Origin of the sequence: Paenibacillus sp. FSL H7-0350, from assembly GCF_038593195.1 — a bacterium.
In the GTDB taxonomy this organism is placed as follows: Bacteria; Bacillota; Bacilli; order Paenibacillales; family Paenibacillaceae; genus Paenibacillus_AQ.
Genome location: NZ_CP151972.1, coordinates 4407481 through 4425294, shown reverse-complemented (window position 1 = coordinate 4425294; position 17814 = coordinate 4407481). Strand labels below are relative to the sequence as shown.

Genomic DNA, 17814 nt, shown 5'->3' with positions numbered 1-17814 from the left:
GCAAGAAGTCCGTCCGGCGCTCTAAGCCTACAGCTGCTTTCTGCTTACACGCTTTACGATGGACTATGCTGGCCTTTCTTCGCCTTGGCCCGGGAGCGGATCTTCTCTGCATAACCCGGCTTATTCTCCTGCCTTGCTCTGGCAATCGCCAGATCGTTCTCCGAAACTGGACGCGTAATGGTGGAACCGGCGACAATAAATGCGCCCTTGCCCACTGTAACCGGAGCAACAAGGTTCACGTTGCTGCCGATAAAGGCATCATCGCCAATCTCAGTTCTGAACTTATTATAGCCGTCATAATTTACGGTGATCGCGCCGCAGCCAATATTTACATTCTTGCCGACCTCAGCATCGCCTACATAGCTTAAATGAGATACCTTGGAGCCGTCGCCGATTGTAGCATTCTTGATCTCTACGAAGTCGCCGACCTTAACACCCTCACCCAGAACGGTGCCGGGACGTAAATACGCAAAAGGCCCAACGGAAGCCCGTGTGCCGACCTGAGCCTGATTCAGTACGGAATGCTTCACAGCCGCTCCGTCCATAATCACGCAGTCTTCAATTTCACTTGCCGGACCGATCACACAATCTTCGCCGATCACTGTCTTGCCCTTGAGCACCGTGCCTGGATACAGCACCGTATCTGCTCCAATCTCAACCTCTGCCCCGATATAGGTTGAAGCCGGGTCGATGATAGTGACTCCGCCGAGCATATGCTTCCGGTTGATGCGCTGACGCATATAGCCTTCGGCTTCAGACAACGCCAGACGGTCATTTACACCAATGGACTCCGCTGAATCATGGGCCTGATAACCCAGAACGATATCGCCCTGCGCCCGGAGTATGCCGATAACATCCGTCAAATAATACTCCTGCTGGTTGTTGGTGTTCGTAACCTTCTCCAGAGCGGCAAAGAGCTTAGCATTATCAAAACAATACGTCCCTGTATTGATCTCATGAACCGCAGCTTCACTCTCTGTGCAGTCCTTCTGTTCCACAATCTTCAGCACTCCGCCGTCTTCGCCGCGGATAATCCGGCCATATCCGGCAGGCTGCTCCATAACAGCAGTAAGGACAGTTGCAGCAGCATTCTGTGCTTCATGCAAAGCCATCATGCCTTCAAGTGTCTCGCTCATGACAAGCGGCGTATCGCCGCAGATAACAATGGTGGTTCCTTCTTCACTGCCCAGAAGATCCTTGGCCTGCTTAACAGCATGACCGGTTCCAAGCTGGACATCCTGCAGCACATATTCGGCATCCTCGCCTAAATATGCCTTAACCTTCTCGGCGCCGTGGCCTACAACAACTACATTACGCTGGCATCCGGTCGCTTTCACTGTATCAAGCACGTGCCCTACCATCGGTTTACCGCAGACAGGGTGCAGCACCTTGTATAATTTAGATTTCATGCGCTTGCCTTGACCTGCAGCAAGTACAACAGCCATTCTTTTCAAGAATGCCAACCCCCTACTTCTTGAACTCACTACTGAATATATCTCATTCCGGGCAAAAAGAAAAGAGAACCATGCAGGCATGGTTCCCTTTTCTTCGAACCCCAATAAAATCACCCCACAAAGTGAGGCTTTGGCTCCGAGGCTGACCCACGTATTTTGCGGGGACCCCGAAACATATAAAGCGGTGTGGGCTGGTGCCGCCCTTGGGGAGGCAGCAACTCCCAGAGAGTCAGCGGTTCACCGCTTAAGCTCCCTCTTCAATAACTTCCTCTTCCTCCGTAGCGGCACGTTCGTACTCGGCCAGAACCGCAGATTGAATCTTTTCGCGCGTTCCCGAAGAAATCGGGTGTGCGATATCGCGGAATTCTCCGTCAGGTGTACGCTTGCTGGGCATTGCAACAAACATCCCGTTATTCCCGTCGATGACGCGAATGTCATGAACAACAAACTCGTTATCGATTGTAATGGATGCGATTGCTTTCATTCTCCCCTCAGAGTTGACGCGGCGGAGTCTGACATCCGTAATTTGCATGTGTGTGTTCACCACCTTTTTCCATCAGAGACTTGGTGTATAATTCCACACAGCAAAGCGAATTCCTTCTTTTTCATTCCAAATAATGCCTGATTAAGAAGATTATTTTTGCTGAAACCCTAATTTCGACAGATTTCGTGCAGTTATCTTAAGAATCCTCACAGTTTCGACATTATGCCCTACTTTTCAGAACCGGCATTTATCACTCATTCAGGAGGAGAAATAGTTGCCCGGAAACGCCGAAATACGCCGTACCTTGGAGTCCACCTCTGTCAGCTTCACCAGCGATACGTAGTCATGCAGCAGACGCTCTTCGTTCTCCACATCGCCGGACTCTACGAGCACGCCTACACCTGCAACCTCAGCATTGAACTCACCCAGCAGATCTACCATTCCGCGTACGGTGCCGCCCGCCTTCATGAAATCATCGACAATCAGCACCCGGGATTTCTCGCGCAGTGCCCGTCTGGACAGGGACATCGTATGGATGCTCTTATGGGAGCCCGATACATAGTTGATGCTTACAGCTGAGCCTTCCGTTACCTGATGGTCACGGCGGACCAGCACAACCGGCAGCCCCAGCTGCGCAGCCGTTGCGTACGCGAGCGGAATCCCCTTGGTCTCCACCGTCATGACGACGTCAATCTCCACGCCGTAGAAGGCGGTGGCAATGATCTTGCCGGCCTGCTCCATCAGGGACGGGAGGCCGAGCAAATCTGACATATACAGATAACCGCCCGGCAGAATCCGGTCACTCTGCTCAAGCTGCCCGCACAGACGGTTCACGAAGGCAAGCGCCATATCCATGGGCATGCGCGGAATATACCGCACTCCGCCCGCTGCCCCGGCCAGTGTCTGCAGCTCGCCCATCCCTTCGCCTTCAAATACCTCTTTTATAATAGCCAGGTCCTCGCTGATCGATGACTTCGCCGCACCGTACCGCTCTGCAAAAGTGGACAGCGGCAGCAGATCATGCGGCTTCTCCAGTAAAAATTGGGTCATGTCAACTAACCGTTGGCTTCGTTTAAGTTTTTTCACGGAATGCTCCTCGCCAAAACCGAATATTACTATGAATAATATCATTATTGTACGGATTTACACAAGCGGAAACCGCTTTGCCGCCGTTATAAGAGCATGGTCCCGTTCCGCTTAGCTAAGCGAACGCACTGCATAGACTTCCTTGCAGAATCCGCGCAGACCGTTATAGATTCTCGCCACCTTGGAGTGCTTGGAGACAAGGCCAAATACGGTCGGACCGCTTCCCGACATCAGCACGCCGTCCGCACCCAGCTTCAGCATCGCTTCCTTGAGCTGCTGCACCTCAGGGTGCAGCTTCAGGGTCACATCCTCCAGCACGTTGCCGAGGCCCTCACAGACGGCTGAGAAGTCACCGGCCTCCAGAGCCTGCTGCATGCGGAGCGCGGACGGATGCACCGCTATGTTGCCAGCGCGCACACGTCCGTATACCTCAGCCGTCGATACATTGATCGGCGGCTTCGCCAGGATAACCCACATTTGCGGCGGATTCGCGATTGGGGTCAGCCGTTCGCCCCTGCCCGTCGCCAGGGCAGTGCCTCCTGTGACGCAGAACGGGACGTCTGAGCCCAGCTCAGCGCCCAGCTCCTGCAGCTCCTGCACCGGGATGCCCAGGCGCCAGAGCCGGTTCAGGCCGCGCAGCGTAGCCGCGGCATCGCTGCTTCCGCCGGCGAGACCGGCAGCAACCGGAATTCTTTTGTCCAAATGGATATGTACGCCGCTTCTGACGTTATACCGGTCCTTGATCAGCCTTGCCGCCTGGAAGGCCAGATTCTTCTCATCCAGCGGAATATATCCGGCCTGGCTTGAGATAATAATCGAATCCCGCTTCAGCTCCGACAGCTCCAGACGGTCCGCCAGATCGACCATTGTCATTATCATTTCCACTTCATGAAATCCGTCAGCCCGCTTATGCAGCACATCCAGCATCAGATTAATTTTTGCCGGTGCCTTCTCATACATTTTCAAGGCGTTCACCCACCCTCAGCTTTTCCCGTACAAAACAACTTAACATATTATATGAGAAACTGACAGTGAAGTCCATTAAATATACATCCGGTTCTATGATGAAGAAAAGGTACCGCCCGCAGGCGATACCCGGTGCGGCATGACACCGCTACAGCAACTTACGATTTCCGCGCAGCAGCCTGCTCTGCCAGCTGAATCGCCCTCTTCACCATATTCCCGGCGTCGACTGCCCGGATTCCGCCCCAGCCCTCCTGCTCAACCGTTTCGTAGAACCCAAGCTCCTTAGCCAGCTCCGTCTTCAATTCCTCCGACATCATGCTCCGTCTTCTGCGGCTCATTACGAATTCCTCCCTTGTAAGTTGCTCTATGATGAATGTACTGCCTATGTAGTATGCAGCCAGGAGGCCAGTGTCATGCAGCATAATTCAGGAAGACCCCTACATGCAAAATAACCCCACAAAGTGGGGCTTTAGCGTAGGTGATGACTCAGGTACTTTGCGGGGACCCCAAAACATAAAAATTCTATCAAAAAACAGCCCCCCTGCAGGGAGACTGTCATGACGCTAAGCTTTGATATACATAATCCGCATCTGCCCATCGTCTTCGGTAACTGTGATTTCCACAGATTCAGTAAGTATATCGGCATAGCTATAGGAGACACGCTTGAATGTCTGCTGCTCCTGATCGAGTTTGACAATAAATACAGAAGGGTACGTTTCTTCCAGGACACCGGTGCGTTCAACGGTCTTCCGACGGCCACCGTTAGCCCGCAACGTGATCTTATGACCGACGTGAGCTTCAAGACTGCGTTTAATTTCCAACAGCGCGTTATTAGCCATTGCCTGACGACCACCTCTTTCCTTGTCCATTATACAACTTCTATAACCACTTGTCAAATTAAATAAATAATTATAGATGATGATAAAAAAGTTGTCAACGGAATTTTTTTAGACGGGGAAAGTCCTGACTCAAGCACCTTGTTATCAGTAATGAAGACTGGCTGCTCCCTGGCCCATCTTGTGTTAGAAGCTGCTTGCATGGCAGCAAAAATAGGATAAGCACGAATGCTTACCCTATTCCTTCCGCCTGTTCAGTTATCACTTGCCCGGCTACAGCATCGAAGGCGCTACCTTCAGCGTAGCCAGGTTCTGCAGTTGGGGCATTCCGATCCGGAAGCTGCCCCGCGTCTCTATTCCGCCCATCCCCTGATTGCCGCTGATCGTATGGCTCAGCACATCGCTTAAGTTCACTGTATCCCGGATGGAGGTAAAAGAGGCCTTGGCCGCGATATACACCGGATCCAGGGCATGAATGAGTATTCTGCCCGGGGAGCTGGCGAAGTTGGCACCATTGCCCAGGAGAGCCTCAAAGTGCGACTGGCAGGCTCCGGCTACGATCGTCAAGGCATCGAAATTCCGCTCGTACTCACGGGCCACCCGGATGGCTGCCACAAAATTCTGTGAATTCTTATAGCTGCTCAGACTGTACAGATCATAATTCTGCTGTTGCTTAAGTACTCCATCATGGCCGGTAATCACTACGATATCGGGACGCACACGGGGCAGCAGGCGGTACAGCGTCTCTGCCATTTTGGATTCGTTGACATGATGTCCCTCCGCCGGTATGCGCAGCTGCTCGTAGAGGCTCAGGCTCTTCTTCAGATAGAGCGCATCCCCGTCCAGATGCAGGACCTTGCCCGGCACTTCAAAGTAAGCCGCCTCCTTCGGAGATTGGCCCCAGGTTCCCGTGGACCCCGATACACTCTCTCCGCTTCGCTGGCTCTGCACCTGCCGGTCTTTACGCAGCCAGGTTAGAGATTCTGTTGCCTTGATCTGTGCACGCTGTCCCCGCTCGGTAACCCGTGTAGGAGGCACCTGAACCAGATCCTCCAGCGGAGAATCCGCCAACAGACGGAACTCCGTGCCTTTGATGACTGCTCTATTCTGCAATATATTGTCTACCCGGAAGGTCACATCGCCGCCATAGGATTTACGAATGACCAAGTCTCCTAGATTCATCACAACACCACCTCTACCCCATGTTATGGGCAAAAGCCCCGGTTGGTTCATCCGCCGGGAGGGTTTTCTGTATTCTATGCGATGCCTGCGGCCAGAAGAACCGCACTGAGCCGGGCATACTCTTCAATGCTAAGCGTCTCGCCGCGCCGCGAGGGTTCAATACCGGCTTCAGAGAGCAGCGCCTCCAGGCGCTCCCGCCCTTCTTCCGGGAAGAAGCGGGCCTTAAGATTATTGGCAATCGTCTTGCGCCGCTGGGTAAAGGACGCCTGAACCACACCAAAGAAATGCTTCTCGTCCGCTACCTCCACCGGAGGACGTTCTCTGACCTTCAGCCGGATCACAGCAGATTCAACGTTCGGCTGCGGGATGAACACCGTACGCGGCACCATGCAGACCAGCTCAGGCTCGCTGTAATACTGGACGGCAATACTCAGGCTGCCGTACTCCTTGCCGCCCGGAGACGCCGCCATACGCTCGGCAACCTCCTTCTGGATCATGACCACGATATTATCCAGCGGCAACTTCTCCTCCAGCAGCTTCATGAGGATGGGAGTAGTCACATAATACGGCAGATTAGCTACTACACTAACCCGGTCCTTACCCGCGAAATCCTCAGCGAACAGCTCCTGCAGATTCACCTTCAGCACATCGTCATTGCGGATCTTCACATGGGGATATGGCGACAGGACATCCCTGAGAATCGGAATCAGCCTGCGGTCAATCTCTACTGCAGTAACAGCCCCGGCCGTCACCGCCAGCCGTTCCGTCAGTGCTCCGATTCCCGGCCCAATCTCAAGTGCACCGGCTGTGCTGTCCAGACCGGCGGCATCCACGATTTTGTCCAGAATATTCTGATCGATCAGAAAGTTCTGGCCCAGACTTTTTTTGAAGGAGAATCCGTAACGCTGAATTATTGCTTTGGTTCTTGTTGGGGACGAGATATTCTCGATACCGCTCATGAAGTAATGCCTCCCTGATCAATTTGGGCGAGGGCCTGCGCGAATTCTTCGCGGGTAATGCCGAACATCGCCAGACGTTTGTATAGCTGTTTGCCATTGCAATAACCGATACCGAGCAGATTGCCAAGCTGCATTCTGCGCTCAGCCGCCCGGGGATGCACCATCAGCCCTGCGGCCATGAGCTCATCCAGCCCGATGATAGGCGGCGCCCCCTCGAAGGAGGTATGTACATGCTCCAGCGCATGGCGGATAGCCTCAGGCGAAGCATTCTCTATTCCGATATCGCCTTTGCGGGTTGCATCCTTCTCAGGGATGAAGGCATGCTTGCAGCCCGGTACCTTGGCCGCAACGATTTTGCGGATTCGCTCTCCGGCATGATCCGGGTCGGTAAGAATAATTACACCCCGGCGCTCCATGGCCAGCTTGATCTTGGCAATGACCCTGCTATCCACTGCCGAACCCCCGGTTTCAATCGTATCGGCCTCAACCGCCCGCTTAACGGCAACAGTATCGCTTTTCCCTTCAACCACAATTAGCTCTTTAATCATAAATATTTTTACTCCTTACTCCAGAACGCAAAAAGAAGAGGATTCGCTCCCCTTCTTTTTGGCTAAAGAATGTATAAGTGATGAGCGGCAGCTCTCTGAAATTTCGTAAGTGCTTCCCTCACTATATCGTATTAACCGCTAATTTGCAAAAGACTTTACGTTTAGTTCAGCTCCGGCTTCACAGGTCCGATCACATAGAGTGTGCGCGACTTACGGCCGAAATTACGGGCATGGCTCAATGAATCGTAATAGACATCCACCTTGTTGCCTTTGATGGCACCGCCGGTATCCTCTGCTCGGCGAAACCCTAATCCTTCAATGTACACCCACCAGCCAATCGGTATAACACTAGGATCTACAGCTATAGTGCGGCCTTCCGTTACGCGTGTGCCGGAGGCAGTACGTGTTCCAATACCCGGTTCCTGCGACGAATACGCAGTCATGGATACGTTTTTGATCATTCTTTTGTACTCGAAATCCAGACCAGCCTTACTGGTAACATTGCTGACCCTTGCACTGGCTTTAGATGAGTTGGAGGTTGTTACAGGTTTGGAGACTTTGGCAGTAACTACGACGGGCTTAGGAAGCGGCTTGGTTCCAATGGCAATGACTTTGTCCTTGGTAACCGTCTGTACTTCCTTGCCGATCATGCGCATGGATGCCAGCTCGCCATCTTGATAGATCTTCTCGATGTGCTGAATCATTACGCCCGGCTTACCTGCCTGTGCCACTCTTACGGTTCCCTTGGTCAATGAGGGGTCTGCTGTCTTAATGACCCGGAAAGGCAAATTAGTTGTCCGTTGAACCACATGCTTGTTAATCCGGACAATTTTGATTTCCATGTCTGCAGATACTGCGGTTTCTAGCGAAGGGTAAATCTTGTCTAAGCCTTCCAGGCTATAGCCCAGCTTGTCGATGGCCTGACCAATAGTATCCTCGGTCGTAAATAACGTCTCGGTCTTTCCGTCTACGGTAAGAGCGAACTTCTTCGCAGTGTTAATCACGATACGGTCGCCGTCTTTTATTTCATCACTAAGGCCAATAGATAATTCATCATGCGCCTGCAGCGAAATCTGTTCCTTAGCCAGCATATCACTGAACAGCGTTTCCCGCGTCTCCAGTGTCTGTACCTGTCCGTCTATTACTAGGGTAATTTCTTTTTTGCTCTGACCGTGTACGTACAGCAGTATTAACAGTGCGATAACAATCGATGCCACACCGGCAAGTAAAACTACGCGGGGATTCACTTGCTTCAACCGTAATGCGAAAGACCTGCTGGATGATTGCGAATCATGGGATACCTCTGGTTGGAATACGCCCACTCTTTCCATCCTCCTTACATAGCCCCGTCGTCCAAGTTATATCAAGGTGACTGTATCACTTCTGACGAAACTAAGTTTGAGTTTGCAACAGGATACGCCCGCACTTGCTTCAGCGTTTCCTGCTCATGGATCGCCTGCTCGGCATAGTTACTCCGGAGATCTGTTATATAACAGTATGCCGGGAGCATTCTCATTATTCAAAACAAAAGAAGCCTAAAAAAGAGTTCTTAGAGGACTCTTTCGTGGCTTCCCGGTGTCGAATACGTCGGAATGCTTATGCACGAGGTTTCCTCTCTTACTTGCGCTTACGGGGTTAGCTGTCGGGTTCGGACATAAGAGAGACGCCCTATCTCAGGTCACCCGCTCACGGCGGTTGCCCTCAAATTCACCCCAAAGACCACGTAAAGAAATCAAATAATGCCTGCGGCAATTCTGTGCCAGTACTCTTGTACGTTCATGCGGCAGCGCATTATTGGTTCCCCCGTTCTCCATACGGAGACTCAGCGAGACGATCCATGAAATTAGTGACTGTCACAGTTACAACAGCTCACTGCACTGAAAAGATGATATCCTGTTTTGATACATGTTGTAAAGGACGATTCAACCACGTTTACGTAAAAAAATGATTAAAATATTGTAATAATCGGCCGTTTTTCAGTCAAAAAAGTTTAATATATCCGCTATACTTCATTTTTCACCGCTTTTACTCCCGTTTTCAGAGTATCCCAAATCGTTCCAGTGCGTTCGCATACGTAATTTCAGCCAATTCCTGTAATTCAATCCCTTTTATTGCCGCGGCCGCCTCCGCTACAAGCCTCACATGAGCGGTCTCATTTCGCTTGCCCCGGAAGGGGTGCGGAGTTAGATATGGGGAGTCGGTTTCGATCAGCAGCCGGTCTAGCGGAGTCTGGGCAAGCACCTCTTTGGGCACCCGGGCATTCTTGAACGTAATCGGTCCACCAAAAGAAAGATGGAATCCTAGTTCAAGACACATCTTGGCACTTTCCCAGCTGCCGGAGAAGGAGTGCATTACGCCGCCAACCTCGCCCGCCTTCTCCTCGCGGAGGATACGGATCACATCTTCATGAGCATCTCGGTTATGAATACAGATTGGCATCTTCAGCTCACGGGCCAGACCGATCTGCTTGCGGAATACATCATGCTGTACATCCTTAGGGGAGGTGTCCCAGTAGTAATCCAGCCCGATCTCACCGATGGCAACCACCTTGGGATGAGAGCATAAGGAGGCGATCCATTCCAGGTCTCCGTCCCTCATCGTGATGGCATCCTGGGGATGCCATCCTACGGCTGCATAAATATAATCATATTTCTCGGCAAGCTGCATGGTCGTCGGTATCGTCTCCCGGTTAAAGCCAATGTTGATCATCTTGCTGACGCCGGCTTCCAGCGCTCTGGCAATGACCTCTTCGCGGTCTTCGTCGAATTGTGGAGCATCCAGATGGGTATGGGTGTCGAATAACTGCATTACATTACATCCTTTCGGCCTGTTGTGTTATCTATAATTCCAAGCTTGATCTGATTATTTGGCAAAAATCTCTGCGATGGACGGCGGCAACTGTGAAAGGGCTTTCTGCAGCCTGTCCTGTGGAAAATACAGATGGTATCTGCCGCGGTGAATACCGCTGATGGAGCGTACAATGTCCGATACCTCGGAGATTTCCCTCAGCCGCTCATGCTTATCCAAAAGCAGGATCTGCTTGCTGTCAAAGCCGTCTCCCGGACGGAACACATCATAGGGAAGATCGGTGGGATAATCAATTTCCAGGTCATAATCGGGCCGGAGTCCCGCACCGGCGAAGCTGCGGCGGATTTCGTCAATTGTGTCAGAATCCAAATGCTCCATTTCCACATATTTATACAGTTTACGATGGATAAACCGGCTGCACAAGTCGCTCAGGATGTCATCCTCCTCCAGCGTCCACTGCATGAAGGCAGTCTGCATCAAGGCTTCATCCAGCAGCAGATACTGCCCTACCGTTACCTCTCCGCTGAACAGATCACTTAAGGGCTCAATCATGAAGCGGAAAGCATGCTGCTGCTGCACCAGCTCCTTGGCCCGGCGGAGAATCTGTCTGAGAATAATCTCTGAGCTGCGGGTTACCGGGTGGAAATAGACCTGCCAGTACATCTGATACCGTGACATTAGGTAATCCTCAATCGCATGCATCCCCGATTCCTTCACAACCACCCGGCCGTCATAAGGACGTAGCATCCGCAGAATCCGGTCGATGTCGATGGTTCCGTAATTCACCCCCGTATAATATGCATCCCGGAGCAGATAATCCATTCGGTCAGCATCAAGTGGTCCCGACACCAAATTGACAACAATTTCATGCTCGTAGGTTTTGGAGATGACTGAGGCCACTTTATCGGGGAAATCTTCAGCCACATCACGCAGAATAGCAGTGATCTCTGTATCCTCCAGAATGATACGGCAGGTCCAGTCTTCATGATCCATTTCGAAAGCTTCTTCTATAGAATGGGAAAAGGGTCCATGCCCCAAATCATGCAGCAGTGCCGCACACAGGGTAAGTAGTCTCTCCTCCGGCATCCAGTCCTTGTAGCCGCTCCGTTCAAACTGGGAGATAATCCTCCGCGTAATCTCATATACCCCCAGAGAATGGGAGAAGCGGCTGTGTTCTGCCCCGTGAAAGGTCAAATAGGAGGTCCCAAGCTGCCGGATGCGCCGCAGACGCTGGAATTCCATAGTATTGATCAGTCTCCAGATAATAGTGTCCTGTACGTGGATGTAGTTGTGAACCGGGTCCTTAAATACCTTCTCTTCTGACAGCGGTTGCTTCATGAAATCATCTCCTTTTCTTGTTTTATATAATATATTGTCGCTCTTTGTCGAATATTAGCGATTCATATACTGCCAAATCGACAAACATCTTAATAAGCTATTTTAGACTCAGTTGCCCTATCAAACGCGGAATAAATGTAGTCTCAAAATATTCCTTAAAATTCGCCTGAAAAAAGGTTGACTGTTTTGGGAATGGTTGGTATTATAAATATCATAAAACAGTGAAGAATGTCGAATAATGACGCTTTTGAACATTGAGAGGAGCAACGATTGTAATGATGAAATCAACAGGAATTGTACGTAAGGTAGATGAGCTTGGACGGGTCGTTATTCCAATAGAATTGCGTCGTACCCTAGGCATTGGGGAAAAAGATGCGCTCGAAATTTACGTGGACGGTGAGCGGATCATGCTTAAGAAATACGAGCCTGCTTGCATTTTCTGCGGCAATGCTGAGAATGTAACTTACTTCAAAGGTAAAATTGTTTGTCATGAATGCATTTCGGCTATCCCTACCCCTGTGACAAACTAAAATAAATAGGGTATAATAGGAACTAATCCAATTGTTAATTCTAACCTTTTTATATCTCCTTGGCCTCCCGTTCGCGCGGGAGGTATTTTTTTATGTCTACCCTCTCTACAGGGAGGGCCCCAGCCCTCTGGACACCCGGAAGCTTGGTGGATCTCTGTAGCTAGCGCGGAAGGAAGCGGGGTTCGGTGGTGGACCGACCCTGTTCGGCCTCCCTGCGGGATACACTTTACATCGGAGCGTTCTGCCTACAGGATACGGCTTTACGAGGGAGCGCTCTCCGTGCGGGATACACTTAACTGCACTGGTTACTGGCTATACAAAGTAGAATATTTTCGGATGGAAAATTTGGATAGCTGTATTCTATACAGTTATTTACTGGTATAAAGTCCGCCCGGGCAGGTTAGTAGTACTTCATGTATTTATATCCAGATAAAACCTTTATAATATCTATTTACCTATACACATAAATGTATAAACTACATCTAAAACTAGTTTAAGGTAGATTTTCAACCATAAAAGTGTTCATAATACATTTATTTCAATGGTTTCACTGATTATATAACCCATTTATAAGTTCCAACTTGGTGTCAGCCTTATCCCTTATTCCCGCTCCAGGAGTTCATTATAAATATCGCGCTTGGACAGGCCACGGTCAGACGCTGCCTTTTTCATAGCATCCTTACGTGTTAAACCTGAGGCTTCATAATGAGCCACATGCTCCCCGGTACTAAGCTGGCGCCACCAGGAAGACTCGGCCAACTCCGCCTCCTCTTTACTCTCTCCCTCAAGTACGATCACGTATTCGCCAAGCGGGGGATGCTCCTCCAGCCAGGCCAGACACTCCTCAATGTTTCCGCGCAGGAACTCCTCATACCGCTTAGTCAGCTCACGAGCCAGTGTAATCCGGCGGTTGCCGAAGGCCTCCTGCAAATGAACGAGTGTCTTGGCAACGCGGTGAGGTGATTCATAGAAGAGAAGTGTCCCTTGGGCAGAACGCAGAGGTGCCAGAACAGCCCGGATATCCTTGCGCTCCCTAGGCAGGAAGCCGATGAATGTGAAGCTGGCGGTAGGCAGTCCTGAGGCAATCAAAGCCGACAATGCGGCATTCGCCCCAGGCACTGGAATCACCGGAATCTGATGGCTGACAGCCAGAGCTACCAGATCGGCACCAGGGTCGGAAATCGCCGGCAGACCAGCATCGCTGACGAGTGCCAGATTTTTACCTTCTATTATATAGCGTATCAGCTCCGGCCCACTGGCCGCCTTGTTATGCTCATGGTAACTGAACAGCATGGACGGTGTAATTTCAAAATGGCTCAGCAGCTTACGCGTCTGCCTCGTATCCTCAGCGGCGATAATATCGCATTCCTTCAGCATGCGCACTGCCCGGTAAGTCATATCCTCCAGATTGCCGATCGGTGTAGCCACCAGATACAGGCACCCGCATCCTTCGGGCTTCGCTCCGTCATGGTTGTTTTGAAAGCTGCTTTGGCATTGTATGGTCATTGGCTCGTATCCTCTTTGTTTCCGTAATAAATATCCATAATCTCAGGGCAATATTGATTGTCCTCATTATATACGATTAAAGGCGGTTGTAAACGCACCTCGGGCTTCCCGTCACGCGCAGCCTCAATCAGAACCATATTCGCTTCCAGATGGGCGCGGGGATGCACAAAGCGGATCAGCTTCGGCTCCAGCCGGTGCTTCCGCATCAGACTGATAATATCTACAAGGCGCTGCGGCTTATGCACCATGCTGACTTTGCCTCCGGTACGGACCAGCCGGACACAGGCCTGAATGACCTCCTCCAGAGTACAACCGATTTCATGACGGGCCATCGCCTGATGGGAATTCAGCTTCAGATCGCTCCCGTTCAGCGGCATATAGGGGGGATTCACCGTGATCGCATCGTATACGCCATAGCCCGCTGTAAGATGAAGTTCCCGCAAATCGCCCTCATGAATTTGTACCTTCTCTTCCAGACCGTTAAGCGATACACTACGCCGGGCCATATCCGCCAGACGGGGCTGAATCTCGATTCCTTCAATAGAAGCCTTCGTCCGTGTAGACAGTAGCATGGGAATTACCCCGTTACCCGTACACAGGTCAAGCACCCGTCCGCGCGGCGGTACACTGGCGAACCGTGCCAGCAACACGGCATCCATCGAGAAGCTAAATACTTCGTCACTCTGGATAATTCTCAGATCATGGGTGAGCAGATCATCGATCCGTTCTGCTTCATGCAAGGATATAGGTGTATTGTTCATTGAATGGGTCATTGTAATCTCCTAAAAGTTTTTGTTGAGCATATGCTTCAATCTGTATATTCTTCGAAACAAAACTTACTTCGGAAGCATAGCCTTACATTCAAAAAAACCGTAGGCGACAATCTCCTACGGCTGGATATCCTCATTTATTAAGAAAAGAAAGGCAGAACAGACAATCGCCTTCCGTCCGCAAATGCCCAAAGTAGACATTGCAGATGTGGAAGCCTTCGTGATACAGCCGGGCCAGATTATCGTAGCCTTCCCCGACAACCTCCTCTTTCCCTTCGGCAGCAAGTATAGCCTCCGCCTCCGCAGACAGCGCGGCCTTATCTACAGGCGCTTCCCTTTTCAATATGATACGAAGTTGCTCGTTCTCCAGACTCAGCTTCTGATTCGCTTCCATCAGCTCTTTGACCGTCTGCTTCCAATCGCTCAGAGTGGTGCGCATCTCATCCATCTGCGCTTCCATCTCCTGCATGTGTATAAATATATTTTTCTTCTCCAAGTTTCCACCCCGAAAGTAACCTTATAATGGTTTACTTGACGACAACATCATCCATTGGAAGTTCTTTAACTTTACCCACTTCAAACAGCTGCACATGAACCGTGCGGCTACCGGCATTGATACCGACTACCTTGCCGTCACCCAGTGAAGTAACGACCATTTTGCCTACGGCCGGCATTTCTTCCTTCGTGCTCTCATAATTATCATGCTCAAACTTCAGACAACACATCAGCCGTCCGCATAATCCCGAGATTTTGGTCGGGTTAAGCGACAGATTCTGATCCTTCGCCATCTTGATGGACACCGGCTCGAAATCACCAAGCCAGGAGGAGCAGCAGAGCACACGTCCGCATGGTCCTAGTCCGCCCAGCATCTTGGCTTCATCACGCACACCAATCTGCCGGAGCTCAATGCGGGTACGGAAAATGCTGGCCAGGTCCTTCACCAGCTCGCGGAAATCCACGCGTCCCTCGGCCGTGAAATAGAAAATAATCTTGTTGCGGTCAAACGTAAACTCCACATCCACCAGCTTCATTTTGAGGCCATGATCGCGGATTTTATTTAAACAGGTGGTAAAAGCATCCTTCGCTGCACCCTTGTTCTCTTCCACCACGCGCGCGTCGGTCTCGCCGGCAATACGCATGACTTTCTTGAGCGGCAGTACAACGTCTGCTTCCTGCACCTCTTTTTTGCCTACGACAACCTTACCGTATTCGACCCCTCTTGCAGTCTCAACAATTACGCATTGATCGCGTTCAATCGGGAAATCAAGCGGATCGAAATAATATATTTTACCCGCTTTTTTGAAGCGGACACCTACTACGCTGTACAAAAATTAACCCCCTTGTTTGACGGTAAAGGAACCCTTAAGCAAGACTGCTTCCCTGATGATCCATGCTTGTCCTTCCTCGTCCGCTATACCCGGTCTTTCCAGGGCTGAGGATTATATCCCGGAGGATCTATTATAAATAACCCGAACCTCTAGCTTTCCAGCCGGATTAAAAACTGCTCCAGACACAGCTGGGCATTGGCATTGGAACGCAGCTTCCGCTTGCTCTCCGCCGCATATTCCATATAAGCCACCCACTGCTGCGTACTCCTCTGACGGGCAGCCCTCGAAATAAAGTCTAACTGATCTATGAAAACGATACTTTCGTGCTTTCGGTACAGGAAGTAGAGCATATCTTTGAACCATAAGTGGAACATGCTGAATAGAGTATCCAAATGTTCACCAAGTCCGGTCTTGAACAGCTTCGAACCCGCGGTTGCCACCGCAGTGCTGCCCTTGCCCAGAGACTCCTTCGCTAATTGTAACACTAGATTTCTCATTTCTGCAAACCAATTCTGTGCCAAAAGTTCCCTGCAGCCGTCAAGACCGGCAGTCAGCGATACCGCGCATCGCGCCAGCGGCACCGGAACCCCTTCGCCGGACAACGCCTGCAGCATAATATCCGGATGCAGCGGGCTAAACGGAATGCGCTGGGTTCTGGACTGGATCGTCGGAAGCAGGGAACTGCTGTTATCCGAAATCAGAATACCAACCGCCGGGGCTGGCGGCTCCTCCAGAAATTTCAGCAGACTATTGGCGGCTTGCACCGTCATTTTGTCCGCTCCTTCTATAATATAGACCTTCGGGTTAATCCCTTCCGAGCGGTAGGAAAAAACACGTTGAAGCTCACGAATCTGGTCGATCTTAATACTGGCCCCGTCGGGACGCAGCAGGGTCAGATCAGGATGATTGCCATGCTCCACCTTGCGGCATTCCAGGCACTCTCCGCAGGCATCATCCTTGCTGGCGGTACAGAATATCGCCTGGGCGAACGTCAGTGCCATCTTCACCTGCCCGCTGCCTGCCGGACCCGTGAACAGATAGGCATGGCTGACAGCATCCTTACGTAAGGCATTCTGAAGCAGCCGCTTGGCGTCCTCCTGGCCTAATAGTTCATGAAAAGACATAGGTTCCTCCAAGTTGTCAGAAAGAAAGGTTAATCAGCAGCCCGCGGATCTCTCCAACCCGTCCCAGGAGATCGATCCGGCCCTGCTCGCTGTCGAGCAGATCATCTGCCATATTCAGCAGAGCGGCATCAACCTCCTCAAGCAGCTTGTAGCGTTTGCCGCGGCCCCGCCGGTCCCAGCCTTTGGTGTCCTTCAGCATCACTCCACGGCGGGCCGTCTCCTCCAGAAACCGTTTGATCAGGTTCCGGTAGATCGACAGCTCACGTACAGTCATGGATTTGGAGAGCCGGTCGCCTTGCAACTGGATATCTTTAATCTGACGGTTCAACTCATCTATAGTTTTCTGCTGGCTTTGCTGTTGAAATACATCGTTGAAGTTTTTTTGCTGGACCGGCCGCCTCTCAGCCTCCGTGGTCAGCATTTCGCTTTTTAAGGGCCTGTAGCCCGGGTTGATTTTCAAGGATATCTACCGCCCTTATGGTCTAATGCTCATTATGCTCAATAATGCTCGAAACGATCGACGGGAAGTACGAATACGGTAGCTCCGCCCACCTGCACTTCGACAGGAAGCGGCAAATAGGAATCTGTCGTGCCGCTCATCGGCGTGACCGGAGTGACCAGTTGCTCACGCACTTTGCAGCTGTTACGGATTACATTGAGTACTGCGTCTACCTGAATATCATCTACCCCAATCAAAAAGGTAGTGTTACCCGCACGGAGAAATCCGCCTGTACTGGCCAGCTTGGTGGCGCGGAAGTTCGCCTTCACCAGTTCACTGGATAGCCGGTTGCTGTCTTTATCCTGGATAATTGCAATGATCAAATTCATCTTCGTATCCCCTCCTATTAGTTATGTTCACAGGCTTTCCGCACAGCATTAATTCAATCTGCAGAGA

20 protein-coding genes and 1 riboswitch are annotated in these 17814 nt (G+C 51.1%); of the genes, 1 reads left to right on the top strand and 19 read right to left on the bottom strand.

Annotation, left to right across the window (positions count from 1 at the left end; translation table 11 throughout):
• Positions 1-53: 53 nt before the first annotated feature.
• The 12 genes from glmU to NYE24_RS20225 all read right to left on the bottom strand — a co-directional run bounded on the left by glmU (position 54) and on the right by NYE24_RS20225 (position 11661).
• Positions 54-1454: a bifunctional UDP-N-acetylglucosamine diphosphorylase/glucosamine-1-phosphate N-acetyltransferase GlmU gene (glmU, locus tag NYE24_RS20280; protein ID WP_342476527.1), complete on the bottom strand. Its 1401-nt coding sequence runs from the start codon at positions 1452-1454 to the stop codon at positions 54-56.
• 244 nt (positions 1455-1698) lie between these two features.
• Positions 1699-1986 carry a septation regulator SpoVG gene (gene spoVG / locus NYE24_RS20275; RefSeq protein WP_036696395.1) on the bottom strand — a complete coding sequence of 96 codons (288 nt, stop codon included), beginning with the start codon at positions 1984-1986 and terminating at the stop codon, positions 1699-1701.
• Positions 1987-2196: 210 nt separating this feature from the next.
• Positions 2197-3024, bottom strand: coding sequence for a pur operon repressor (gene purR / locus NYE24_RS20270; RefSeq protein WP_076161703.1), 828 nt, complete (start codon positions 3022-3024; stop codon positions 2197-2199).
• 111 nt (positions 3025-3135) lie between these two features.
• Positions 3136-3990, bottom strand: coding sequence for a 4-(cytidine 5'-diphospho)-2-C-methyl-D-erythritol kinase (ispE, locus tag NYE24_RS20265; protein ID WP_036696392.1), 855 nt, complete (start codon positions 3988-3990; stop codon positions 3136-3138).
• A 158-nt stretch (positions 3991-4148) separates the two neighbouring features.
• A complete protein-coding gene (locus tag NYE24_RS20260) occupies positions 4149-4328 on the bottom strand; it encodes a small, acid-soluble spore protein, alpha/beta type (protein WP_036696389.1) in 180 nt (59 codons plus the stop codon).
• 225 nt (positions 4329-4553) lie between these two features.
• Positions 4554-4829: a Veg family protein gene (locus NYE24_RS20255; RefSeq protein ID WP_036696386.1), complete on the bottom strand. Its 276-nt coding sequence runs from the start codon at positions 4827-4829 to the stop codon at positions 4554-4556.
• A 270-nt stretch (positions 4830-5099) separates the two neighbouring features.
• Positions 5100-6008 (bottom strand): sporulation peptidase YabG, encoded by a 909-nt coding sequence (gene yabG / locus NYE24_RS20250; protein ID WP_036696383.1) that lies wholly within the window; start codon positions 6006-6008, stop codon positions 5100-5102.
• A 74-nt stretch (positions 6009-6082) separates the two neighbouring features.
• On the bottom strand, positions 6083-6967 hold the full coding sequence (gene rsmA / locus NYE24_RS20245) for a 16S rRNA (adenine(1518)-N(6)/adenine(1519)-N(6))-dimethyltransferase RsmA (RefSeq protein WP_342476526.1): 885 nt from the start codon (positions 6965-6967) through the stop codon (positions 6083-6085).
• Positions 6964-7515 carry a ribonuclease M5 gene (gene rnmV / locus NYE24_RS20240; protein WP_036696379.1) on the bottom strand — a complete coding sequence of 184 codons (552 nt, stop codon included), beginning with the start codon at positions 7513-7515 and terminating at the stop codon, positions 6964-6966. Before rnmV ends, rsmA begins: the two co-directional genes overlap by 4 nt.
• A gap of 161 nt (positions 7516-7676) precedes the next feature.
• Positions 7677-8837, bottom strand: a complete 1161-nt coding sequence (locus tag NYE24_RS20235) for a 3D domain-containing protein (RefSeq protein ID WP_342476525.1) — start codon at positions 8835-8837, stop codon at positions 7677-7679.
• 287 nt (positions 8838-9124) lie between these two features.
• Positions 9125-9353, bottom strand: a riboswitch (cyclic di-AMP (ydaO/yuaA leader).
• A 199-nt stretch (positions 9354-9552) separates the two neighbouring features.
• Entirely contained in the window at positions 9553-10323 is a 771-nt protein-coding gene (locus tag NYE24_RS20230; RefSeq protein WP_342476524.1) for a TatD family hydrolase, read from the bottom strand.
• Between the two features lie 54 nt (positions 10324-10377).
• Positions 10378-11661, bottom strand: a complete 1284-nt coding sequence (locus NYE24_RS20225) for an HD domain-containing protein (RefSeq protein ID WP_342476523.1) — start codon at positions 11659-11661, stop codon at positions 10378-10380.
• A gap of 275 nt (positions 11662-11936) precedes the next feature.
• On the opposite strand from NYE24_RS20225, the gene NYE24_RS20220 reads away from it, so the two are divergent.
• Positions 11937-12191: an AbrB/MazE/SpoVT family DNA-binding domain-containing protein gene (locus NYE24_RS20220; protein WP_019914502.1), complete on the top strand. Its 255-nt coding sequence runs from the start codon at positions 11937-11939 to the stop codon at positions 12189-12191.
• Between the two features lie 600 nt (positions 12192-12791).
• Here NYE24_RS20220 and rsmI read toward each other — a convergent pair.
• The 7 genes from rsmI to NYE24_RS20185 form a co-directional block, all read right to left on the bottom strand.
• The gene (gene rsmI, locus NYE24_RS20215) at positions 12792-13697 is read right to left on the bottom strand and encodes a 16S rRNA (cytidine(1402)-2'-O)-methyltransferase (RefSeq protein ID WP_036696369.1); all 906 of its coding nucleotides are present in this window, start codon (positions 13695-13697) and stop codon (positions 12792-12794) included.
• Positions 13694-14470 (bottom strand): tRNA1(Val) (adenine(37)-N6)-methyltransferase, encoded by a 777-nt coding sequence (locus NYE24_RS20210; RefSeq protein WP_179090530.1) that lies wholly within the window; start codon positions 14468-14470, stop codon positions 13694-13696. Before NYE24_RS20210 ends, rsmI begins: the two co-directional genes overlap by 4 nt.
• A 130-nt stretch (positions 14471-14600) precedes the next feature.
• Entirely contained in the window at positions 14601-14963 is a 363-nt protein-coding gene (locus NYE24_RS20205) for a DNA replication initiation control protein YabA (RefSeq protein WP_036696367.1), read from the bottom strand.
• Between the two features lie 31 nt (positions 14964-14994).
• On the bottom strand, positions 14995-15795 hold the full coding sequence (locus tag NYE24_RS20200; protein ID WP_036696365.1) for a stage 0 sporulation family protein: 801 nt from the start codon (positions 15793-15795) through the stop codon (positions 14995-14997).
• A 149-nt stretch (positions 15796-15944) separates the two neighbouring features.
• On the bottom strand, positions 15945-16919 hold the full coding sequence (gene holB, locus NYE24_RS20195; protein WP_036696363.1) for a DNA polymerase III subunit delta': 975 nt from the start codon (positions 16917-16919) through the stop codon (positions 15945-15947).
• 16 nt (positions 16920-16935) lie between these two features.
• The gene (locus NYE24_RS20190) at positions 16936-17379 is read right to left on the bottom strand and encodes a YaaR family protein (protein WP_036696360.1); all 444 of its coding nucleotides are present in this window, start codon (positions 17377-17379) and stop codon (positions 16936-16938) included.
• A gap of 38 nt (positions 17380-17417) precedes the next feature.
• Complete coding sequence (locus NYE24_RS20185; protein WP_036696358.1) at positions 17418-17747, bottom strand: cyclic-di-AMP receptor; 330 nt, start codon at positions 17745-17747, stop codon at positions 17418-17420.
• Positions 17748-17814: the final 67 nt, after the last annotated feature.